This window comes from Arthrobacter sp. 2YAF22_2 (assembly GCF_052114645.1).
GTDB lineage: Bacteria > Actinomycetota > Actinomycetes > Actinomycetales > Micrococcaceae > Arthrobacter.
Genome location: NZ_JBFRFD010000016.1, coordinates 1 through 17,318 on the forward strand (window position 1 = coordinate 1; position 17,318 = coordinate 17,318).

The 17,318-nt window shown below is 68.5% G+C and carries 16 protein-coding genes; 9 read left to right on the forward strand and 7 right to left on the reverse strand.

The features are described 5' to 3' along the window. Nucleotides 1-860, reverse strand: an 860-nt coding sequence (locus tag AB4Y86_RS01640) for a metallophosphoesterase (RefSeq protein WP_441399691.1), incomplete at its 3' end; no start/stop codon positions are given. A gap of 3 nt (nt 861-863) precedes the next feature. After that, on the reverse strand, nt 864-3,236 hold the full coding sequence (locus AB4Y86_RS01645) for a transglycosylase domain-containing protein (RefSeq protein WP_441399692.1): 2,373 nt from the start codon (nt 3,234-3,236) through the stop codon (nt 864-866). A 37-nt stretch (nt 3,237-3,273) separates the two neighbouring features. Here AB4Y86_RS01645 and AB4Y86_RS01650 point away from each other — a divergent pair, with 37 nt between their 5' ends. The 3 genes from AB4Y86_RS01650 to AB4Y86_RS01660 are packed head-to-tail and all read left to right on the forward strand — an operon-like array spanning nt 3,274 to nt 4,951. Further along, on the forward strand, nt 3,274-3,429 hold the full coding sequence (locus AB4Y86_RS01650; protein ID WP_175321496.1) for a DUF4177 domain-containing protein: 156 nt from the start codon (nt 3,274-3,276) through the stop codon (nt 3,427-3,429). Between the two features lie 2 nt (nt 3,430-3,431). Continuing rightward, a complete protein-coding gene (locus AB4Y86_RS01655) occupies nt 3,432-4,022 on the forward strand; it encodes a RidA family protein (protein WP_441399693.1) in 591 nt (196 codons plus the stop codon). A gap of 17 nt (nt 4,023-4,039) precedes the next feature. Beyond that, the gene (locus tag AB4Y86_RS01660; protein ID WP_441399694.1) at nt 4,040-4,951 is read left to right on the forward strand and encodes an NUDIX hydrolase; all 912 of its coding nucleotides are present in this window, start codon (nt 4,040-4,042) and stop codon (nt 4,949-4,951) included. A gap of 501 nt (nt 4,952-5,452) precedes the next feature. On the opposite strand, the gene AB4Y86_RS01665 is transcribed toward AB4Y86_RS01660, so the two are convergent. Then, nucleotides 5,453-6,130 carry a Crp/Fnr family transcriptional regulator gene (locus tag AB4Y86_RS01665; protein WP_441399695.1) on the reverse strand — a complete coding sequence of 226 codons (678 nt, stop codon included), beginning with the start codon at nt 6,128-6,130 and terminating at the stop codon, nt 5,453-5,455. 283 nt (nt 6,131-6,413) lie between these two features. On the opposite strand from AB4Y86_RS01665, the gene AB4Y86_RS01670 reads away from it, so the two are divergent. Further along, on the forward strand, nt 6,414-7,595 hold the full coding sequence (locus AB4Y86_RS01670; RefSeq protein ID WP_441399696.1) for a MarP family serine protease: 1,182 nt from the start codon (nt 6,414-6,416) through the stop codon (nt 7,593-7,595). Between the two features lie 5 nt (nt 7,596-7,600). On the opposite strand, the gene aroQ is transcribed toward AB4Y86_RS01670, so the two are convergent. Then, nucleotides 7,601-8,074 (reverse strand): type II 3-dehydroquinate dehydratase, encoded by a 474-nt coding sequence (gene aroQ / locus AB4Y86_RS01675; RefSeq protein ID WP_441399697.1) that lies wholly within the window; start codon nt 8,072-8,074, stop codon nt 7,601-7,603. Between the two features lie 319 nt (nt 8,075-8,393). Further along, nucleotides 8,394-10,424 (reverse strand): acetate--CoA ligase, encoded by a 2,031-nt coding sequence (acs, locus tag AB4Y86_RS01680; RefSeq protein ID WP_441399704.1) that lies wholly within the window; start codon nt 10,422-10,424, stop codon nt 8,394-8,396. A gap of 291 nt (nt 10,425-10,715) precedes the next feature. Between acs and AB4Y86_RS01685 the strand changes: the two genes are divergently transcribed. From AB4Y86_RS01685 to AB4Y86_RS01700, 4 genes are all read left to right on the forward strand, one after another. Further along, a complete protein-coding gene (locus tag AB4Y86_RS01685) occupies nt 10,716-11,231 on the forward strand; it encodes a hypothetical protein (RefSeq protein ID WP_441399698.1) in 516 nt (171 codons plus the stop codon). A 149-nt stretch (nt 11,232-11,380) separates the two neighbouring features. Continuing rightward, a complete protein-coding gene (locus AB4Y86_RS01690) occupies nt 11,381-12,742 on the forward strand; it encodes a hypothetical protein (RefSeq protein WP_441399699.1) in 1,362 nt (453 codons plus the stop codon). A 67-nt stretch (nt 12,743-12,809) separates the two neighbouring features. Further along, the gene (nth, locus tag AB4Y86_RS01695; RefSeq protein ID WP_441399705.1) at nt 12,810-13,619 is read left to right on the forward strand and encodes an endonuclease III; all 810 of its coding nucleotides are present in this window, start codon (nt 12,810-12,812) and stop codon (nt 13,617-13,619) included. Further along, complete coding sequence (locus AB4Y86_RS01700) at nt 13,616-14,296, forward strand: NUDIX hydrolase (RefSeq protein WP_441399700.1); 681 nt, start codon at nt 13,616-13,618, stop codon at nt 14,294-14,296. Before nth ends, AB4Y86_RS01700 begins: the two co-directional genes overlap by 4 nt. Before the next feature lie 22 nt (nt 14,297-14,318). Here the strand turns inward: AB4Y86_RS01700 and AB4Y86_RS01705 are convergent, their stop codons facing one another. Both AB4Y86_RS01705 and AB4Y86_RS01710 read right to left on the reverse strand, forming a co-directional pair. Beyond that, nucleotides 14,319-14,504, reverse strand: coding sequence for a YegP family protein (locus AB4Y86_RS01705; RefSeq protein WP_441399701.1), 186 nt, complete (start codon nt 14,502-14,504; stop codon nt 14,319-14,321). 161 nt (nt 14,505-14,665) lie between these two features. Next, nucleotides 14,666-16,375: a bifunctional 3'-5' exonuclease/DNA polymerase gene (locus AB4Y86_RS01710; RefSeq protein WP_441399702.1), complete on the reverse strand. Its 1,710-nt coding sequence runs from the start codon at nt 16,373-16,375 to the stop codon at nt 14,666-14,668. A gap of 119 nt (nt 16,376-16,494) precedes the next feature. Between AB4Y86_RS01710 and ssd the strand changes: the two genes are divergently transcribed. Continuing rightward, a partial coding sequence (gene ssd / locus AB4Y86_RS01715; protein ID WP_441399703.1) for a septum site-determining protein Ssd occupies nt 16,495-17,318 on the forward strand: 824 nt, incomplete at its 3' end.

Consider the following 17,318-nt stretch of genomic DNA (forward strand, 5'->3'; position numbering starts at 1 on the left):
GTGCCTGGTAGTGAAGCTTGGACCGGAGGTCTGTGACCTTTCTGAAGCCCCTTGGCGCGCCAGGTGGGGAGGTCGCAGTTGGCCACGAGTGCCCCGTAGCCCGGGATGCAGATCTGCCCGCCGTGGGTGTGCCCGGCCAGCAGCAAGTCCGCGGCGTCGTCGGTGAAATGGTCCAGCACCCGCTGGTAGGGGGCATGGGCGACGGCGATCCGCAGGTGCGGCTTGGCGTCCTGGCCCCTGGTGCCGCGGGGCCAGCCTGCGTACCGTTCAAGGCGCAGGTGCGGATCGTCCACGCCGGAAAAGTCCACGCGCAGGCCCTTGATGACCAGTGACTGGCAGCGGTTGGTCAGGTCCACCCAGCCCTCCATGCCGAAACCGGCCCGGAGCCGCGGCCAGTCCAGTGCCACGGGGCTCTTCGGCCGTTTAGAGGGTCCGAAGAAATACGATGCCGGGTTCTTGAATCGTGGGGCGTAGTAGTCGTTCGAGCCGGGAACGAACACGCCGGGGTACTCCAGCAGCGGACGCAGGGCTTCCAGGACGGGACCCACGGCGTCAGGGTGGCTGAGGTTGTCTCCGGTGTTGACCACCAGGTCCGGTCTTAGTTCGGCGAGGGACGCGAGCCAGGCGGCCTTCCGGCGCTGGCCCGGCACGAAGTGGATGTCGCTCAGGTGCAGCACGCGCAGCGGTCCGAAGCCGGGTGGCAGGATCGGAAGGGTTTCTTCCCGCAGGACGAACTGGTTCTTCTCCCAAAGACCGTAGCCCGCTGCCGCGGCGCCAGCGGCTACTCCGGCGGCCGCGGTCACGGCAAAGCCGCGCCCGATGCTCCGGGCGCGGCTTGCCAGCGTTCTGGTGGCGGGCATCCGTTACCCGCCGGTGCCTGTGGACGGCGTCGTCGGGGGGGTGCCGGGAACGGCAGCCGGCGGGGCACTGTCGCTGGGGGCCGGCGTCGCCTGCGTCGTTGCCGGCGCCGCCGGAGCCGCCGGAGCTGTTGCCTGCGTGGACACCCTCGGCACCGGAGCTGTGTAGCCCCCTGAGACCATATTCGAAGGCGGGGCCGGGAACGGGTTGGTGCCGTAGGCCGGGGCAATCTGCGCCATGAAGTTGGACCACTGCGGACCGGCGATCATGTAACCGTCAATGCCCTTGTAGAACTGGCCGTTAATGGTGATGTTCTGGCCCGGGCGGCTCTGGTTGCCCAGCGGGTCACCGAACCACGACGCGGTGGCGAGGCCGGTGGTGTGGCCCACCACCCACGTGGACTCGTTGTTGTTCGAGGTACCGGTCTTCGCCCCGATCGGGAAGTTGGTCCGGGTGGAGATCCTCGGCTTGATTAGCGCGCCGGATCCCCTGTTCAGGACTTCCTGGAGTGCGTAGTTCACGCCGCGGGCGACCTCGGGCTTGATGGCGTCCCGGCAGCTGGTGGCCTGTGCCGGGAGTTGGGCGCCGGTTGCATCCGTCACGGAGGTGATGGCGATCGGTTCGCAGTACTTGCCGTCGTTGGCGAAGGTCGCGAAGGCACTGGCCATGGACAGCGGCGAAGTCTGGGTGGAACCCAGCAGGTTGCCGGTGGAGAACATGTTGATCTTCGGGTTCGGATCCTTGACGTTACCGTTCGCGTCCAACACAATCTTCCCGTCCTGGTCCGTCGTGGGCAGGCCGGAGTGCAGCCCGACGGCGTCAACAGTCTTCTGGATGCCGCAGAAGTCCAGTTGGGCAGCGGACGCGAAGGTGATGGTGTTGATGGAGTTGTAGAGGCCCTCGAGTACGGTCAGGGGGCGGTACCAGGTTTCTTCGGCGTTCTGCAGGTCGTCTGCCGCACCGAGGCCCTTCTCCGCGGTGTTGTACGCGCCGGYGGTCACGCCGCAGGAGTTCCGCCAGGGGAAGTTCAGCGGGTACTTCCGCACGGCGCCGTTGAGCACCGTGTTCATCGACTTGCCCTCATTGAGCCATTCCGCGAAGGTGAACGGCTTCATCGTCGATCCCGGCTGGGCGCCGCCAAGGCCGCCGAGGTCGTTGCCCTTCGCGTCGAGCTTATCGACGCTGAAGTTGATCTGGGTATTGAACTTGCCCTCAGCGGGCAACCAGACGGTGTTTTGGGCCATGTTGGTGATCTGGCCGGTGCCGGGCTGGACCGAGACCAGGGCAGCGCCCCACTTGTCCGGGTTCGCCCCGGCCGAGGCATCCACCTGGGCTTGGGCGACGGCTTGGGCCTTGGGGTCCAGAGTGGTCTTGATGGTCAGGCCGCCGCGGACGATCTTCCGCGTACGGGTGGCCTCATCCGCACCGTACGCCGGGTTGTTCTGCAACAGGTGCAGGACGTAGTCGCAGAAATAGGGCGCCATCGCAGCGTTCTGGCAGCCCTGTTTGGCCTGGGTCACCTTGGTTTCCACCGGAGTCGCTACGGCCGCGTCGTAGTCCGGCTGCTTGATCTTGCCTTGGCTCAGCATGGCCTTGAGTACCAGGTCGCGGCGCACCTTGGCGTTATCCGGGTGGACGATCGGGTCGTAGAAGGACGGGCTGTTGACCAGTCCGGCCAGCAGCGCGGCCTGCGGCAGGGAGAGGTCCTTGGCGCTGGTGCTGAAGAAGAACTTCGACGCCGCCTCGATGCCGTAGGCGTCCCGGTTGAAGAACACGATATTGAGGTAGCCCTCAAGGATTTGTTCTTTGGTGAACTTCTTCTCCAAGGCGATCGCGAGCTTCATCTCGCGGAGTTTGTCCCCCACGCCCTTGTTGACGCCGTTGAGGAGGATCTGGTCGCTTTTACCCTCGGACTCCAGAGAGGAGTTGATGACGTTGTTGACGTACTGCTGCGTGATGGTCGACGCACCCTGCTTGTTGCCGCGGGCGGTGCTGACGAGGGCGCGAAGGATGCCGGTGGTGTCCACGCCGCCGTGCTCGTAGAAGCGGCTGTCCTCGATGGAGATCACCGCGTCCTTGATGTAGGGCGACATCTGGTCCAGCGACACGCGGGTGCGGTTCTCCGAGAAGACGCTGGCGATCACGCTGCCGTCGGCGGCAAGGATCGTGGTCGCCTGGCTCGGCGGATCAACCTGCAGCTCGGCCGGCAGGGTCTCAAAGAATTTGATCGACCCGCTGGCCGTGTTGCCCGAGAGGGCGGCGGCGGGGACCAGCAGTCCCGCCACGAGCACACCACAAATCGCGCTCACGCCAAGGAAGAGAATGATCTTTCCGAGGGTGGTGGCCGTGTCGAATAAAGGGTTCTTGCCAGTCGCCATGTTTTCCACTTTACCGGCAAGGACTAGGCTTTACTTCATGACCAAATGGGAGTACGCCACGATTCCGCTCATTATCCACGCGACGAAGCAGATTCTGGATCAGTGGGGCGACGACGGCTGGGAGCTTGTTCAGGTTGTTCCGGGCCCCGACGGAAACGGCCTCGTTGCCTACCTGAAGCGGGAGAAGAACTAGCCATGAGTACCCCCGAAACGGCTGCCCCGGCCGCGGTAGATAGCCCCGCGGACAGTGCCGGAACCGGCGCCGGTGCCGGCGGGACTGCCGCCGCCCCCGGCGCGTCGTCCGCCGTCGAACAGCGCCTCGCCGAGCTTGGCCTCACGCTTCCCGCGGTGGCCGCCCCGGTGGCCGCATACGTCCCCGCCGTCATCTCCGGCAACCACGTCTACACCTCCGGCCAGCTGCCCTTCATCGACGGCAAGCTCGAGGCCACCGGCAAGGTCTCGTCCGGGACCGAGGGCGCCTCGGATGAGCCGACGGTGTCCCCGGACGCAGCCAAACGCTACGCCGAGGTCTGCGCCGTCAACGCGCTGGCCGCCGTGAAAAGCGTGATCGGCGATCTGGACCGCATCACGCGGATCGTCAAGGTGGTCGGCTTCGTCTCCTCCGATCCCTCGTTCACCGGCCAGCCCGGTGTCATCAACGGCGCCTCCGAGCTCCTGGGCAAGGTCCTAGGCGACGCAGGCCAGCACGCACGATCCGCCGTCGGCGTTTCGGTGCTGCCGCTCGACTCGCCCGTCGAGGTCGAACTAATAGCAGAATTCACCTAGAGGGCCGGTCACTTCCCTTGCCACACTTAGCACGACGCCTGTTTGTGCTCCCCCCGGATCTGGAGGGGGCAGCCCACAGCTGGCTTGAAGACGGCGAGCGGACCCCGCGGGCCCCACGCCATGCCTCTTCCGTGGTCCTGCTGCGGGATTCGCCCACCGGCCTGGAGACCTGGCTGGGCTACCGGCCCGGCACTTCGCCCCTGGGCGTCCTCGCCTTCCCTGGCGGGTCACTGGAGGCCTCCGACGACGCCGCCATCGGCTGGCTGGGCCCCACTCCGCAGCAGTGGGCGGAGAAGCTGGGTTCCACCGACGTCGGGCTGGTGCGCCGGCATGTGGTGGGCGCGATCCGGGAGCTATTCGAGGAGACCGGGATTCTGCTCGCCGGCCCGGACCTGTCCAGCACCGTGGAAGGAACCTCGACCGCCGAGATTATGCGTGTCAGGGAAGCCGTGGCCGATCAGGAGAAGGCATTCGCAGACGTGCTGGCCAAGCGCGGACTTTCCCTGCGGACCGACCTGCTCAAACCGCTGGTGAACTGGCTCAGTCCGGACTTCTCGCACCGACGTTTCAATACCAGGTACTTTGCCGCGACCGTGCCGATGAACCAGCAGCCCTCGATGTTGGCCAGCAAGGGCGTGTGGGCGCGCTGGGTCTGCGTCCGCAAGGTGGTCGCCGAGCGTGACACCACGGCCCTCGGCGACGAGGTGGGGCAGCCGAACACGGTGGGCCTGACGCTGGGCCAACTCCTGGTTCCGGGCTCGGAGATCATGCTGGAGAAGATGGCCGCCGCGAACGGCTGCATCGCCTACCTCAGCCACAAACGCACCGCGCACCCCTACCAGCCGACCCTGGTGGAGGTCGACGGCAAGCTCATGTTGCAGGTCGAGGCCGCGAAGGCCGCGGCCGGCGAACCCCCGCGGGTCCGGTAGACCCGGGCTGCTCGCCGGCACTGGACATGCCCTTCTGGGCCTGCCACCGTTGGACATGCCCTCCGCTCGCTTGGGCTGGCGTGGGAACATGCGCCGGGGCTGGTTCTTGGCTTTGTTTGACCACTGGACATGCCCTTCTGGGGTTGCCACCGCTGGACATGCCCCCGCGCGCTTGGGCAGGCCTGGGGACATGCCCTGCGCTAGCCGGGGCCAATGGGCATGCTGGCATTATGCCCATTCCTCGCCGCGGGGACTGGGCATGTCCGGGGCGGCGGGGCGCCAAGAATGGGCATGCTCCGGGGGAGCGGGATCCCGGCCGCAGGAGCCTGCCGAGCCTCATGCCCCGAGCGTGTGAAACCACGGCACCTGCCCTGCGCCACCGGCCCCACCGAACGCAACTCACCCCAGCCCTAACCGCTGAAGGCCTAAACCGCTGAACGCGTTAACCGCCGAAGGCCGGTCCGTTTCCACGGGCCGGCCTTCGGTGTGCTGGGAAACGCTTTAGCGTGAGCGCTGACGGAGCCGCTGCATGTCGAGGATGACGACGGCGCGGGCCTCGAGGCGCAGCCAGCCGCGCTGGACGAATTCTGCGAGTGCCTTGTTGACGGTCTCGCGGGAGGCGCCGACCAGTTGGGCCAGCTCTTCCTGGGTGAGTTCGTGGGCGACGAGGACGCCGTCGGTCGCGGGGCGGCCAAAGCGGTCGGCCAGGTCCAGCAGCGCCTTGGCCACGCGGCCCGGAACGTCGGAGAAGACCAGGTCGGAGAGTGAGTCGTTGGTGCGGCGCAGGCGCCGGGCGAGGGCCTGCAGCAGCTGGGCCGAGACCTCCGGGCGGGTGCGCAGGAGGGCGTTGAGGCTCTCGTTCCGCAGGCCGGCCAGCCGGGTTTCGGAGACGGCCGTGGCCGTGGCGGTGCGCGGGCTGGGGTCGAACAGGGCCATTTCGCCGAAGAGTTCGCCGGGGCCGAGAATGGCGAGCAGGGACTCGCGGCCGTCGGGGGACGTGCGGCCGAGCTTCACTTTGCCGGAGACGATGAAGTACAGCTGGTCACCCTGGTCGCCTTCCCGGAAAACCGAGGCTCCGCGTGAGAGGTCCACCTCGGTGAGTTCGTCCGTCAACAGACGGAACGCCTCGTCGTCGAGCGTGGCGAAAAGGGGTGYGCGGCGCAATACCTCGATATCCATGAAAACTCCTGACTTGCTGTGTCGGCTGGGGCGCTTTAGCCATTGTTTCAGAATTTTGCGGCTTCTGTGACGTACTTGGCACCGAAACCCCCTATACGACGCCGGAGAACGACGCCGGGCGCGACGACGCCGCACGCCCCAGCACGCCGCCGAGCTGTCGGACGCTCAGCCTCGGCGTCGGAGCTGGCCGCGGGTCGCGACGTCGGACGCCGCTGCAGGCGGCAGACAAACTGTCGGCCCGCGCCGGTAGAATGTGGACCTGACAAGTCCTTAAGGAGCCCCGGTGTTCGGCTTGACCATCCTGGACCTCGCGTTGATTCTGACGCTGCTGTCCTACCTGATCTACGGCTTGCGTAACGGCTTCCTGGTGACGTTCGGCGGCATCGCGGGGTTCGCTGCCGGCGCCGTGGCCGCCTTCCTGTCCGTACCGATCGTCAGCAAGCTGGTCGATGACCCCACCTGGCGGCTCACCGCGATCATCGCTGCGGCCGTGGTGCTGATGATGTTGGGTCACGGGCTGGGCACCGCGATCGGCCGGCGCCTCCGGAGCGTCGTTAAGATCAGCCCGCTCCGGCTGGCCGACCGTGTAGCCGGCGGCGGCGTCAACGTCGCCGTCTCCGCCCTCGTGATGTCCATGCTGGCGTTCAGCATCAGCGCCCTTGGTGTCCCCTTCGTTTCCCAGCAGCTCGCCGACTCCAAGGTGATTGGGTTTATCGACGGCGTCACACCCACACCGCTGAAGACGTCCATGGCCCAATTGCGCTCCGCCGTCATCGGCGACGGGATCCCCACCCTTTTCGAGGGCATCGGGGGTCAGCCCGTCGCGGTTCCGGATGCCAGCACCGACACCCCGGCGCTGAACAAGGCGGCCGCCTCCGTGCTGAAGATCGCCGGGACCGCCTACCAGTGCGGGCAGAACCAGACCGGAACCGGCTTCGTGGTCTCGCCCGGACGGGTGGTGACCAACGCCCACGTGGTGGCCGGTGTCCCGCAGCCCGTCGTCGAGGTCCCGGGCGGCGGAGCGCTCCCGGGCAGGGTCGTCTACTTCGACAGCCGGCACGACCTTGCCGTGCTGGCCGTCGACGGGCTGCCCTCCGCGCCGTTGCCGCTGAGCTCCAACCTTCCCGCCGGCAGCCCGGCGGCGTTCGCGGGCTATCCGCACGGCGGCCCGTTCCAGTCCAAACCCGCCACGGTGCGCGACATCGCCACCGTCCTGGTCCCGGACATTTATGGCAATAACGCTGCGGCTGAGGATGTCTACCGGATCGCCGGCGACGTCCAGCCGGGCAACTCGGGCGGACCGCTGCTCACGGCGGAAGGTCAGGTGGCCGGCGTGGTCTTCGCGAAATCCACCACCGAAAACTCGCTCGGCTTCGCGATCACCATGAACGACCTCGGTCCCGTGGCCGCGCAGGCGCCGGGGCTGGGCAACGCCGTCTCATCCGGGCAGTGCATCAAGAAGTAAGTGTGTCAGTCTTGGCCGGCATGCAGTTCGGCGAGATATTCGATGGCGAACCGGTACCCGAGGACGCCCGCGCCGGCGATCACGGCCTTGCTGATGTCCGAGAGGTAGGAGTGGTGCCGGAACGCTTCCCTGGCGTGGACGTTGGTGATGTGGACTTCGACGGCGGGCAGCTGGACCGCCGTGATCGCGTCCCTGATCGCCACCGAGGTGTGCGTGTAGGCGCCGGCGTTCAGGACGATCCCCACCGCTTTCCCGCGGGCGGCATGGATCGCGTCCACGAGGGCGCCCTCATGGTTGGACTGGAAGCATTCGACGTCGAGCCCGTGCGCTGCGGCGGTGTCCCTGGCGAGTTGTTCGACGTCGGCCAGCGTGGCCGTCCCGTACTTTTCCGGCTCCCGGGTGCCCAGCAAATTCAGGTTGGGTCCGTTGAGGACCAGGATGGTGCCGCGGCCGGCGTCCGTGGGGGTGGCTTCGCTCATGCCAGCCAATGTATCGCGTAACAGCGGGCTCTGGCCCGTGCGGGGTCCCCTGCTTGAACTGAAATGACCATCGTGCGGAGTCCCCGTGGCGGTCGGTCCGCGCACAAAAGCCCAATCTTTTGGTGCGTCATCATGCGCAACATTCACGTAGCGAACGCAATCCGCCGGGCAGCCTGGGCCCCCCCGCACCCTGAAATCGACGGGCCCCGCCGCCACGACCTTCGAAGTCGTCGTGGTCCGCGCCCGGTAATCGCAGACGTGGGCGGCGTCGCCCTCGTACGTGGGCGGCGCCGCCGTCGGTGCCGGCCGCGGCCTGCGCCTACTGCTTAAGCGAGCGCGCGATCTGGGCCATCACGGTGTTGTCTGCCAGCGTGGTGGCGTCACCCACCTCCCGGCCTTCCGCAACGTCCTTGAGCAGGCGCCGCATGATCTTGCCGGAGCGGGTCTTGGGCAGTTCGGGGACGATCAGGATGGTCTTGGGCTTGGCGATCGGCCCGATTTCCTTGCCCACGTGGTTGCGGAGCTCCTGCACCATCGCCTCGCCCGAATCCACCGCGTCCCCGCGCAGGATCACAAACGCCACGACCGCCTGCCCGGTGGTCTCGTCCGCCGCGCCCACGACGGCCGCTTCCGCCACGGCCGGGTGGGACACGAGCGCGGATTCGATCTCCGCGGTGGAGAGCCGGTGGCCGGAGATGTTCATGACATCGTCCACCCGGCCGAGCAGCCAGATGTCGCCGTCCTCGTCCTTCTTGGYGCCGTCGCCGGCGAAATACATCGTCTCGAAGCKGGACCAGTAGGTTTCCTTGAAACGCTCCGGATCGCCCCAGATACCGCGCAGCATGGCGGGCCACGGTTCGCGGATCACCAGGAAGCCGCCGTGACCGTTGGGCACGGACTCGCCGGCCTCATCGACGACATCCACGGCGATGCCGGGCAGCGGGACCTGTGCGGAGCCAGGCTTGGTGGCCGTCACACCGGGCAGCGGCGCGATCATCTGCGCGCCGGTCTCGGTCTGCCACCAGGTGTCGACGATCGGTGCCGGGTGTTCCTTCTTCTCCCCGTGAGCTCCGGCGTTGGCGCCGATGACGTCCCGGTACCACATCCATGCCTCGGGGTTGATGGGTTCGCCCACCGAGCCCAGGACCCGGATGGAGGAGAGGTCCGACTTCGCCGGGATCTCCTTGCCCCACTTCATGAAGGTGCGGATCGCGGTGGGGGCGGTGTAGAGGATGGAGACCTTGTACTTCTCCACGATCTCCCACCAGCGGCCCTGGTGCGGGAAGTCGGGGGTACCCTCGTACATCACCTGGGTGGCGCCGTTGATCAGCGGCGCGTAGGCAACGTAGGAGTGGCCGGTGACCCAGCCGACGTCGGCGGTGCACCAGTAGACGTCCGTCTCCGGGTGCAGGTCGAAGACCGCCTTGTGGGTGTACGCGCCCTGCGTGAGGTAGCCGCCGGTAGTGTGCAGGATGCCCTTGGGCTTTCCGGTGGTGCCCGAGGTGTAGAGGATGAAGAGGGGGTGTTCGGAGTCGTGGCCGACGGCGGTGTGCTCCGCGGAGGCGGCCCCGACCGTGTCGGACCACCAGTGGTCCCGGCCGTCGTGCCAGTCCACGTCCTGGCCGTTGCGCTTGACCACGACGACGTTCTGGACGGTGTGGCCGTCACCGTCACCCTCGTGGGACAACGCGTCGTCGACGGCGTGCTTGAGTGAGCTGGGCTTGCCGCGGCGGTAGGTGCCGTCGGCGGTGACAACCAGTTTGGCCTCGGCGTCGTCGATCCGGGACCGGAGCGCCTCCGCGGAGAAGCCGCCGAAGACCACCGAGTGGATGGCCCCGATCCGGGCGCAGGCCAGCAGGGTGATGACGGCCTCGGGGATCATCGGCAGGTACACGGCGACGCGGTCGCCCTTGGCCACACCGAGGGACTCGAACGCGTTGGCTGCCTTCTTGACCTCGTCGGTGAGCTGCGCGTAGGTGTAGGTCCGGGTGTCGCCCGGCTCGCCCTCGAAGTAGATCGCGACCCGGTCCCCGTTGCCGGCCTCGACGTGCCGGTCCAAGGCGTTGTACGCGGCGTTGATTTCGCCGCCGACGAACCATTTCGCGAACGGTGCGTTGGACCAGTCCAGCGTTTCGGTGAAGTCCTTGCTCCAGCTCAGCAGGCCGYGGGCTTGCTTGGCCCAGAAGGCAGGCCGGTCGGCGTCGGCCGCGGCATAGTCCGCGGCGGTGACCACGGCGTTCGCGGCGAATTCCGCAGAGGGGGCGAACTTGCGGTTCTCCTGCGACAGGTTTTCGAAGGCATCGCCCTGTGGGGGCGTCGTCGCGGTGGAGCCTGGGGCCTGCTGGGACATGGTGAACCTCATCATTCATCGATCCGTGCTGCACGGACGTCCGTTTCCGCCGCGCTCCCGGGCCGCATGCGCGGCGTCGGGCAGCGGCTGGTCACGGGCGTACCGCAAAGAGCTGTTCCGAAATACACCCTAACGCCTGCCTCGGACGGAACGTGCGCCCGGTCACAAAGCGAACCGTGAGCGGTGTTTATTAAGCGCCGAATGGAGGACTGCAATGAGCAGCCGGGACTGGCGGAGCGGGCACGCACGACTGAGACTGGTCCCACGACGTGTAGTGACATGGGGGAGCAGATGAGACTTTGGGGCCAGAACCCGCGCCAGCGGCGGGTGGCCGCAGTGAAGCGGCACGGAACGGCGCTCGCCGCGCTCATTCTCGCTGTGGCCCCGATGCTGACCGGCTGCGCCGGACCGCCCAGCGTGGCCGACCGCAGTTACCGCGGAACGCTCCCGACGCCGCCCGTTTCGCCGGGTGCCACGCAAGGCGCGCCGTCCGTTCCGCCGGGCGCCGTTCCCGCGCCCCGGCTGAAGCTGGGAACGCCGGAGGCGGGCTGGCTGGAGAAGCCCCGACGGTTCGGCATCACCCTGTGGGGCAGCTCCAGTTGCGCGGCCGTTCCGACCCGGATCGAAGTCACGGCCCCGGACCGGGTGCGCATCCGCTTCGAAGCGCCTGCGCAGAACCCGTGCACCGCCGACCTGGCGGCGACGACGCACGAATTCAGCGTCCCGGCCGGCGCGGACACACTCCCGCTGACAATCACACTGGTTTACGCGGAGGGCGAAGGAACCACCACGCTGGTGCTGGAGTGACGGCCGGCCAGCTAGTGATCAGTCCTGCACTTGACTAGGCTGAGATGGAGTTGTGACATCCGATGGGGGCTACAGGACCGCTGGCGGTCCAGCTTTTGCCTGCCGTTAGGCGGCACTGTCCGGAGTGCGGCCAAGCTAAGGAGAACAGAATGAACGAGCAAAGCAACGGGCAGCTCCAAGCGCCCTCCCGAAACGAAAGCCCGTCCGGGCCGGCGCAGTCCCATGGGCCGGGGGAACAACCACGCTTCACCGTCGATAAGCCGAACGTGAAGAACAACGAGGCAGTTCTGGGGCCTTTCACTGTCCGCGACCTCACCGTCTTCGGCTCCACGCTGATTCTCTTCATCGCCTCCCTGATCCCCATGTTCGCCATTCGGTACAACCTCTGGAACCTGGGCAGCCTCTTCTTCTTGGGCCTGGGCGTCCTGCTGCCGCTGATCGTCGCAGCCCTCTTTGTTGCGCGCCGGGTAAGCCCGGGCACGAAGATCCGCATCGGATCCCTCTCGATTGACCAGTTCGCCTCTGTCGTGGCGTCCTTCAGCCTGGCGTTCTTCTTCCTGGCGGCCGCCGGGGCGTTTGTGCCGAGCATGCTGCTTGGCCTCGTAGGCGCGCTTGGGCTTTTCGCGGCCACCGTGCTGGCGCGGCTGTTCCCGGCGCTCGCCGGTGATTTCCTGCACCGCGCCGAAGCGCCGGCCCACGTCGTGGCGCGGGAAGCCGCGGAGCCGGTCCGGAAGCCGCGCGCCCCGAAGCCTCCCAAGACCGCTGGCGAAGCCAAGCCCGCCAAAGAGGGAAGCAGCAGCCCGCTGGCCGGCTGGGCGAAGCGGATCGCGCCCGGCAGGCAGGGCGGCAGTTCAGCGCACGTCCCCAGGGGCCAGGAGTCCAACGGTGCGCCCCACGCGGGCGCCAGCCCTGCCGCGGCTGCTGCCGGCGCTGCCCCCCACAGCGGTGCCGGCGCCACCGCTGTGGGGGGCAGCGGGATCGAGGCGGGTGCCGTCTTCGGCGCGGGAAATGACCGCCCGGCGTCCGACGAGCCGGCCACCCAGGCGCACGGCGTCGTCCCCTCCGTTTCCCCGACGCCGACGGCGGCAGATGCTCCGCCCGCCGGGGCCGGAGTAGTGGCTCCTCCCGCCGAGCAGACTCAGGCCGCACCCGCACCGGCCGCTGCGGGCGCGTCGGCCGCGTCATCGGTGTCGTCCGGGCCTTCGGCCGCAAGCCACGAGGCCCCCACCGCGCTGACACCGCAGGTCCGTGCGCAGGAGCCGATCGGCGCCACCGTGGACCCCGCGAGCCGGCCCGAAGCCGCGGCTCCGCAGCCTGCCTATGAGGCTTTCTGGTTCGCCGTCGCGCAGCCCCGCACAGCTGTGGACGAGCGCACCGGGGCGCCCGCGTTCGTTGTCGAACCCGGCGGCTGGGTGCTCGCTCTGGAAGACCGCGGCCACGAGTTCCTGGTCCAGCACACGGACGGCCGTGTGGGCGTCCTCCGGGACCTCAGCAACATCGAACGCGGCTAACCGGGCCGTGGCGATCGAACCCGGGAGCGCGCAACCCCCTGGCGGGAAGACCCCCGGCGGGAAAGTCCTGAACGCGAAGTCCGGGCCGCGGGCGGGCGCGGAGTCCCTGCTGGGGCTCAAGCGCCGCGCCCGCCGGATCAACAAGGCGCTGGCGGAGCAGTACCCCTACGCGCACGCCGAACTGGATTTCCGCAGCCCGTTCGAGCTGGTGGTGGCCACTGTGCTCTCGGCACAGACCACCGACGTGCTGGTCAACCAGATCACGCCGCTGCTCTTCGCCCGCTTTCCGGATGCCCGGAGCATGGCAGAGGCCGAGGCAGCCGAACTGGAAGCCATCATCAAACCCACCGGCTTCTTCCGGGCCAAAACACGGAACCTGATGGCGCTGTGCACCAGGCTTGTCGACGACTACGACGGCTTGGTGCCCGGCCGGCTCGAAGACCTGGTGAAGCTGCCGGGCGTAGGACGTAAGACCGCAAACGTCGTCCTCGGCAACGCCTTCGGTGTCCCGGGCATCACGGTGGACACCCACTTCGGCCGGCTGGCCCGCCGCTTCGGCTGGACGGACTCGGACGATCCCGTCCGCGTCGAAGCCGACGTCGCCGAGCTGTTTGAGCCGAAGGACTGGACCATGCTCTCGCACCGCGTCGTCTTCCACGGCCGGCGTGTCTGCCATTCGCGCAAGCCGGCCTGCGGGGCCTGCGCGGTGGCGACCTGGTGTCCGAGCTACGGTGCCGGCGAGACTGACCCGGACAAGGCCAGGAAGCTGCTGAAGTACGAACTGGCGCCGGGCCAGGAGGAGCTGCTCGGGAAGCTGTTGGCGGAAACCCACCGGGCCGCCGAAATCCGGATGGCATCGCAGAGGAGGCCGCAGTGACCGCCCGCCAGGACCTGATCGACCACGTGGCCGCGGTGCAGGCAGGCACGGCGCCGGCGCCGGATCCGCGCTGGCGCGAGCTGGTGGTCGAACCCGGCGAACGAGTGCGCCGCGCCGCCGTGCTGATGCTGTTCGGCTCGCTGGACGATGTCCCCGCGACGTCGGTGAAGCTGCTGGCGCCGGCGGATTTGGACGTCCTTCTGCTCCAGCGCGCGCAGACCCTGGACGACCATCCGGGCCAGGTGGCGTTCCCCGGTGGCGGCATCGACCCCGGCGAATCCGTCACCGAGGCGGCCCTGCGCGAGGCTGAAGAGGAAACCGGCCTGGACCCGCGGGGCGTGGAGGTCCTCGGCATCATGCCCGAACTTGCCCTGCCCCGCGGGAATTTCCTGGTTACGCCGGTCCTCGGCTGGTGGGCGTCGCAGTCGCCCGTCCGGGTGGTGGACTACGGCGAATCCTCCCAGGTGTTCCGGGTGCCGGTCCGGGACCTGCTGGATCCGGACAACCGGGTCATGGCGACCGTCAGCCGCGCCGGTCAGACGTTCCAGAGCCCGGCGTTCACCGTCAACGGTGTGGTGGTGTGGGGCTTCACCGGGATGATCCTCAACCAGCTGTTCGACCAGCTGGGCTGGTCCGTCCCGTGGGACCGCACCCGGCTCCTCGGGATCGACGGCTAACGCTCCGCGGTGGCTGGGCGTGTCAGCTTGTGGAGCGGTCCACCACCAGGCCGGTGGCGGCATTTTCGCGCACCGCTGTGATGCCCGCGGCTGCGCCCCTGATGGTGTTGTAAAGCGGTGAAACAGCAAGTACTGTCCCGTCCGACGCGGTCAGCTTGAAGAAGTACGACTCGTCTCCGTCTGCTGCGATCTCGAATATGCCAGCCACTCTGCTGCCTCCCCAATGTTCGTTGCCCCGTTTTCGGGCTTTTCGAGCGTATAGGGGGTCACAGAGCGGACGCAACGCTACTGGCGGGTACGTTACCCCGGGTGTCCGGGCCGCCGCCCGCGGCGAATTTCGGGCGGCTCCCGGCGGCATTTTGGCGCTGTTTATTTAGCTTTGTCGTATGAGTCGGCGACGGCGATGCTCACCGGGAAATCCACCGGGATCCTGCCGAAGAGCAGTTCCTTCGCGGCCGCCGCAGATTCCTCGATGGCCTGGCTGCAGGCGGCAACGGCATCATCCGGGCAGTGGACCATCACTTCATCGTGCAGGAAGAAGACCAGCTCCCCGGCGGGAGAGCCTGACGCGCGCAGGGTGCGGAGCCGCCGTCGCAGTTCCGCCAACCAACAGGCGGCCCAGTCAGCGGCGGAACCCTGCACCACGAAGTTCCGGGTGAATCTCCCGCGCGAGCGTGCCAGCATATCGGCCCGGCGTTGTTCCTCCGCGGTGGCGGACTGCTGGCTGCGCCGCCACCGCTCCGAGGGTGGCGGGCTGCTGCGGCCCAGCCGGGACGTGACGGTTTTCCCTGCCTCGCCGTCGCGGGCGGCCTGCTCGACAAACCCGACGGCGCGCGGATAGGTGCGGGCCAGTTGCGGCATCAGCCGCCCGGATTCCCCGGTGGTGGCACCGTAAATGGCGCCGAGCAACGCGACCTTGGCCTTGGCCCGGTCGCCGCCGAAGCCCTGCGCGGCGATGCCGGCGTAGAGGTCCTTGTCGCGGGCGGCTTCGGCCATCCTGGAATCCTGGGCCAGCGCCACCAGCACCCGCGGCTCCAGCTGTGACGCATCGGCCACGATCAGCTTGTGGCCCGGGTCGGCGTGGACGGCACCGCGGATCTGGCGCGGAATCTGCAGCGCACCGCCGCCGCGCGAGGCCCAGCGCCCGGACACCACGCCGCCCACCACATATTCGGGCTGGAACCGGCCGTCTTTAACCCAGGCGTCGAGCCACGCCCAGCCGTTGGCGGCGTGGAGTCGGGCGAGTTTCTTGTAGGCCAGCAGCGGTTCGATGGCTGGGTGGCTGGATTCCTTGAGCTCCCACTGGCGGGTGGATTTCACCTCGATGCCGTTGCGGTGCAGGGCACGCATCAGTTCCTGAGGGGAATCCGGGTTCAACGCCGGGGACTGCAACAGGCGCCGAAGCTCGGTGTTGAGTGCCTCCAGTCGGGCCGGGCGCTGGCCCTGGGGCGGCCGCGGCCCGAGATGGTCCGCGAGGATCTGCTCGTGCAGTTCTTCGCGCCAAGGCACACCGGTGTGCTGCATCTCGGCGGCGATCATGGCCCCGGCGGACTCGGCGGCGAGCAGCAGTTGGAGCCGCTGTTTTCGCCGCTCGCCGCCGGGCTCGATTCCGGCCAGGGCTTCCTGCTGAGCGGCGTACTCGGCGCGGAGCTCCTCGGGCGAATGGCGCGGCGCCGCGCGCAGCCCGGGGTCATCGAACAACGCTCCCTGGTCCGCAGGCTGGGGCGGGGGCTGCAGCACCCGCGGCGGCTGCTCGACGTCGTCATCCTGGGTCAGTTTCTCCGCGTTCCGGGCGTAATCGGTGTGCGCGGTGAACTCCGAGTGGGCCAGGATGGCGCCGCACAGGGTCAGGTCGTAGCAGCGTTCCAGTTCGACGCCGGCGCCGAGCAATGCCGGGTACCAGTCCTGCGTCCGGTGCCAGATCCAGCGCGGGCGRCCCAGTTCCAGTTCACGCACGACGCCGGGCAGCTCTGCCGAGCTGACCAAGAGCGGTTCGGGGGCGGCAGGATCGGGCTCGCCCTGGGCCGTGAGCTGCTGTAGGGCTGCGCCGTCGGCGTGGGCGGCAAGCAGCAGATGCATAGGCTCAATTCTGCCCTGTCGTTCCGGTAGCGGCCGCCAGTTGCCAGAACTCGCCGCGGTTCTCCACATAGCTGGCGGCGGCGGTTCCGTCCCGTGCCCGGCACGCCCACAGTGATTGCATGAACAGGCATCAGCTACCCGAGCCCGTGGTCCCGGAACCCGTGTCCGGGACCGACCCCCAGCCCGGGCCGAGTCCCGGGTCGTGGCTTCCCGGTGAGGCGGCGGAGACGCTGCTGGTGACCGGATCCGAGGTCCTGCGGGGCGAGGTGGAGCGCATTGTCGCCGCGGCCGGGCGCCAGCTGAGCCTGGTCCGGGACGTTGCGGAGGCCGCGCCGTACTGGGACTCCGCCGGCGCGGTGCTGGTCGGCAGCGATGTGCCCGAGCTGCCCTACCGGCGCCGTGCCCCCGCAGTGCTGGTGGGGCTGAGCGGCGAAGGGGACAGCCTGTGGCAGTTGGCCGCCGCGATGGGGGCCGAACGCGTGGCGGTCCTCCCCGAAGGCAGCCCGTGGCTGGCCGAGTACCTGAGCCGCTCGAACGCCCCGGATCCCGGCGGGCACGTCCTCGGCGTCGTCGGCGGCTGTGGCGGGGCCGGGGCGACGACTGCCGCGATCTGGCTGGCGCAGGCCGCCGCAGGCCTCGGCGCCCGCGTGCTCCTGGTCGACGGCGATCCGTGGGGCGGCGGCCTCGAACTGGCACTCGCCGCGGAAGACGCCCCCGGGCTCCGCTGGCCCGACCTCGCCGAGGCCAGCGGCAGCATCGACCCGGACCAGTTGCACGAGGCGCTGCCCGAAGCGGGCGGCTTCTCCTTCCTGTCCTGGCCGGGCAACCGTGAGCGGCCCAAGGCAGTCGACGCGGCCGCTGTGGCCGGGGTGCTCGACGCCGCGAGGCGCTGCTACGAGCTGGTCCTGCTGGACATCGGCCGCGGCCGCGAGCCGCTGCGTAC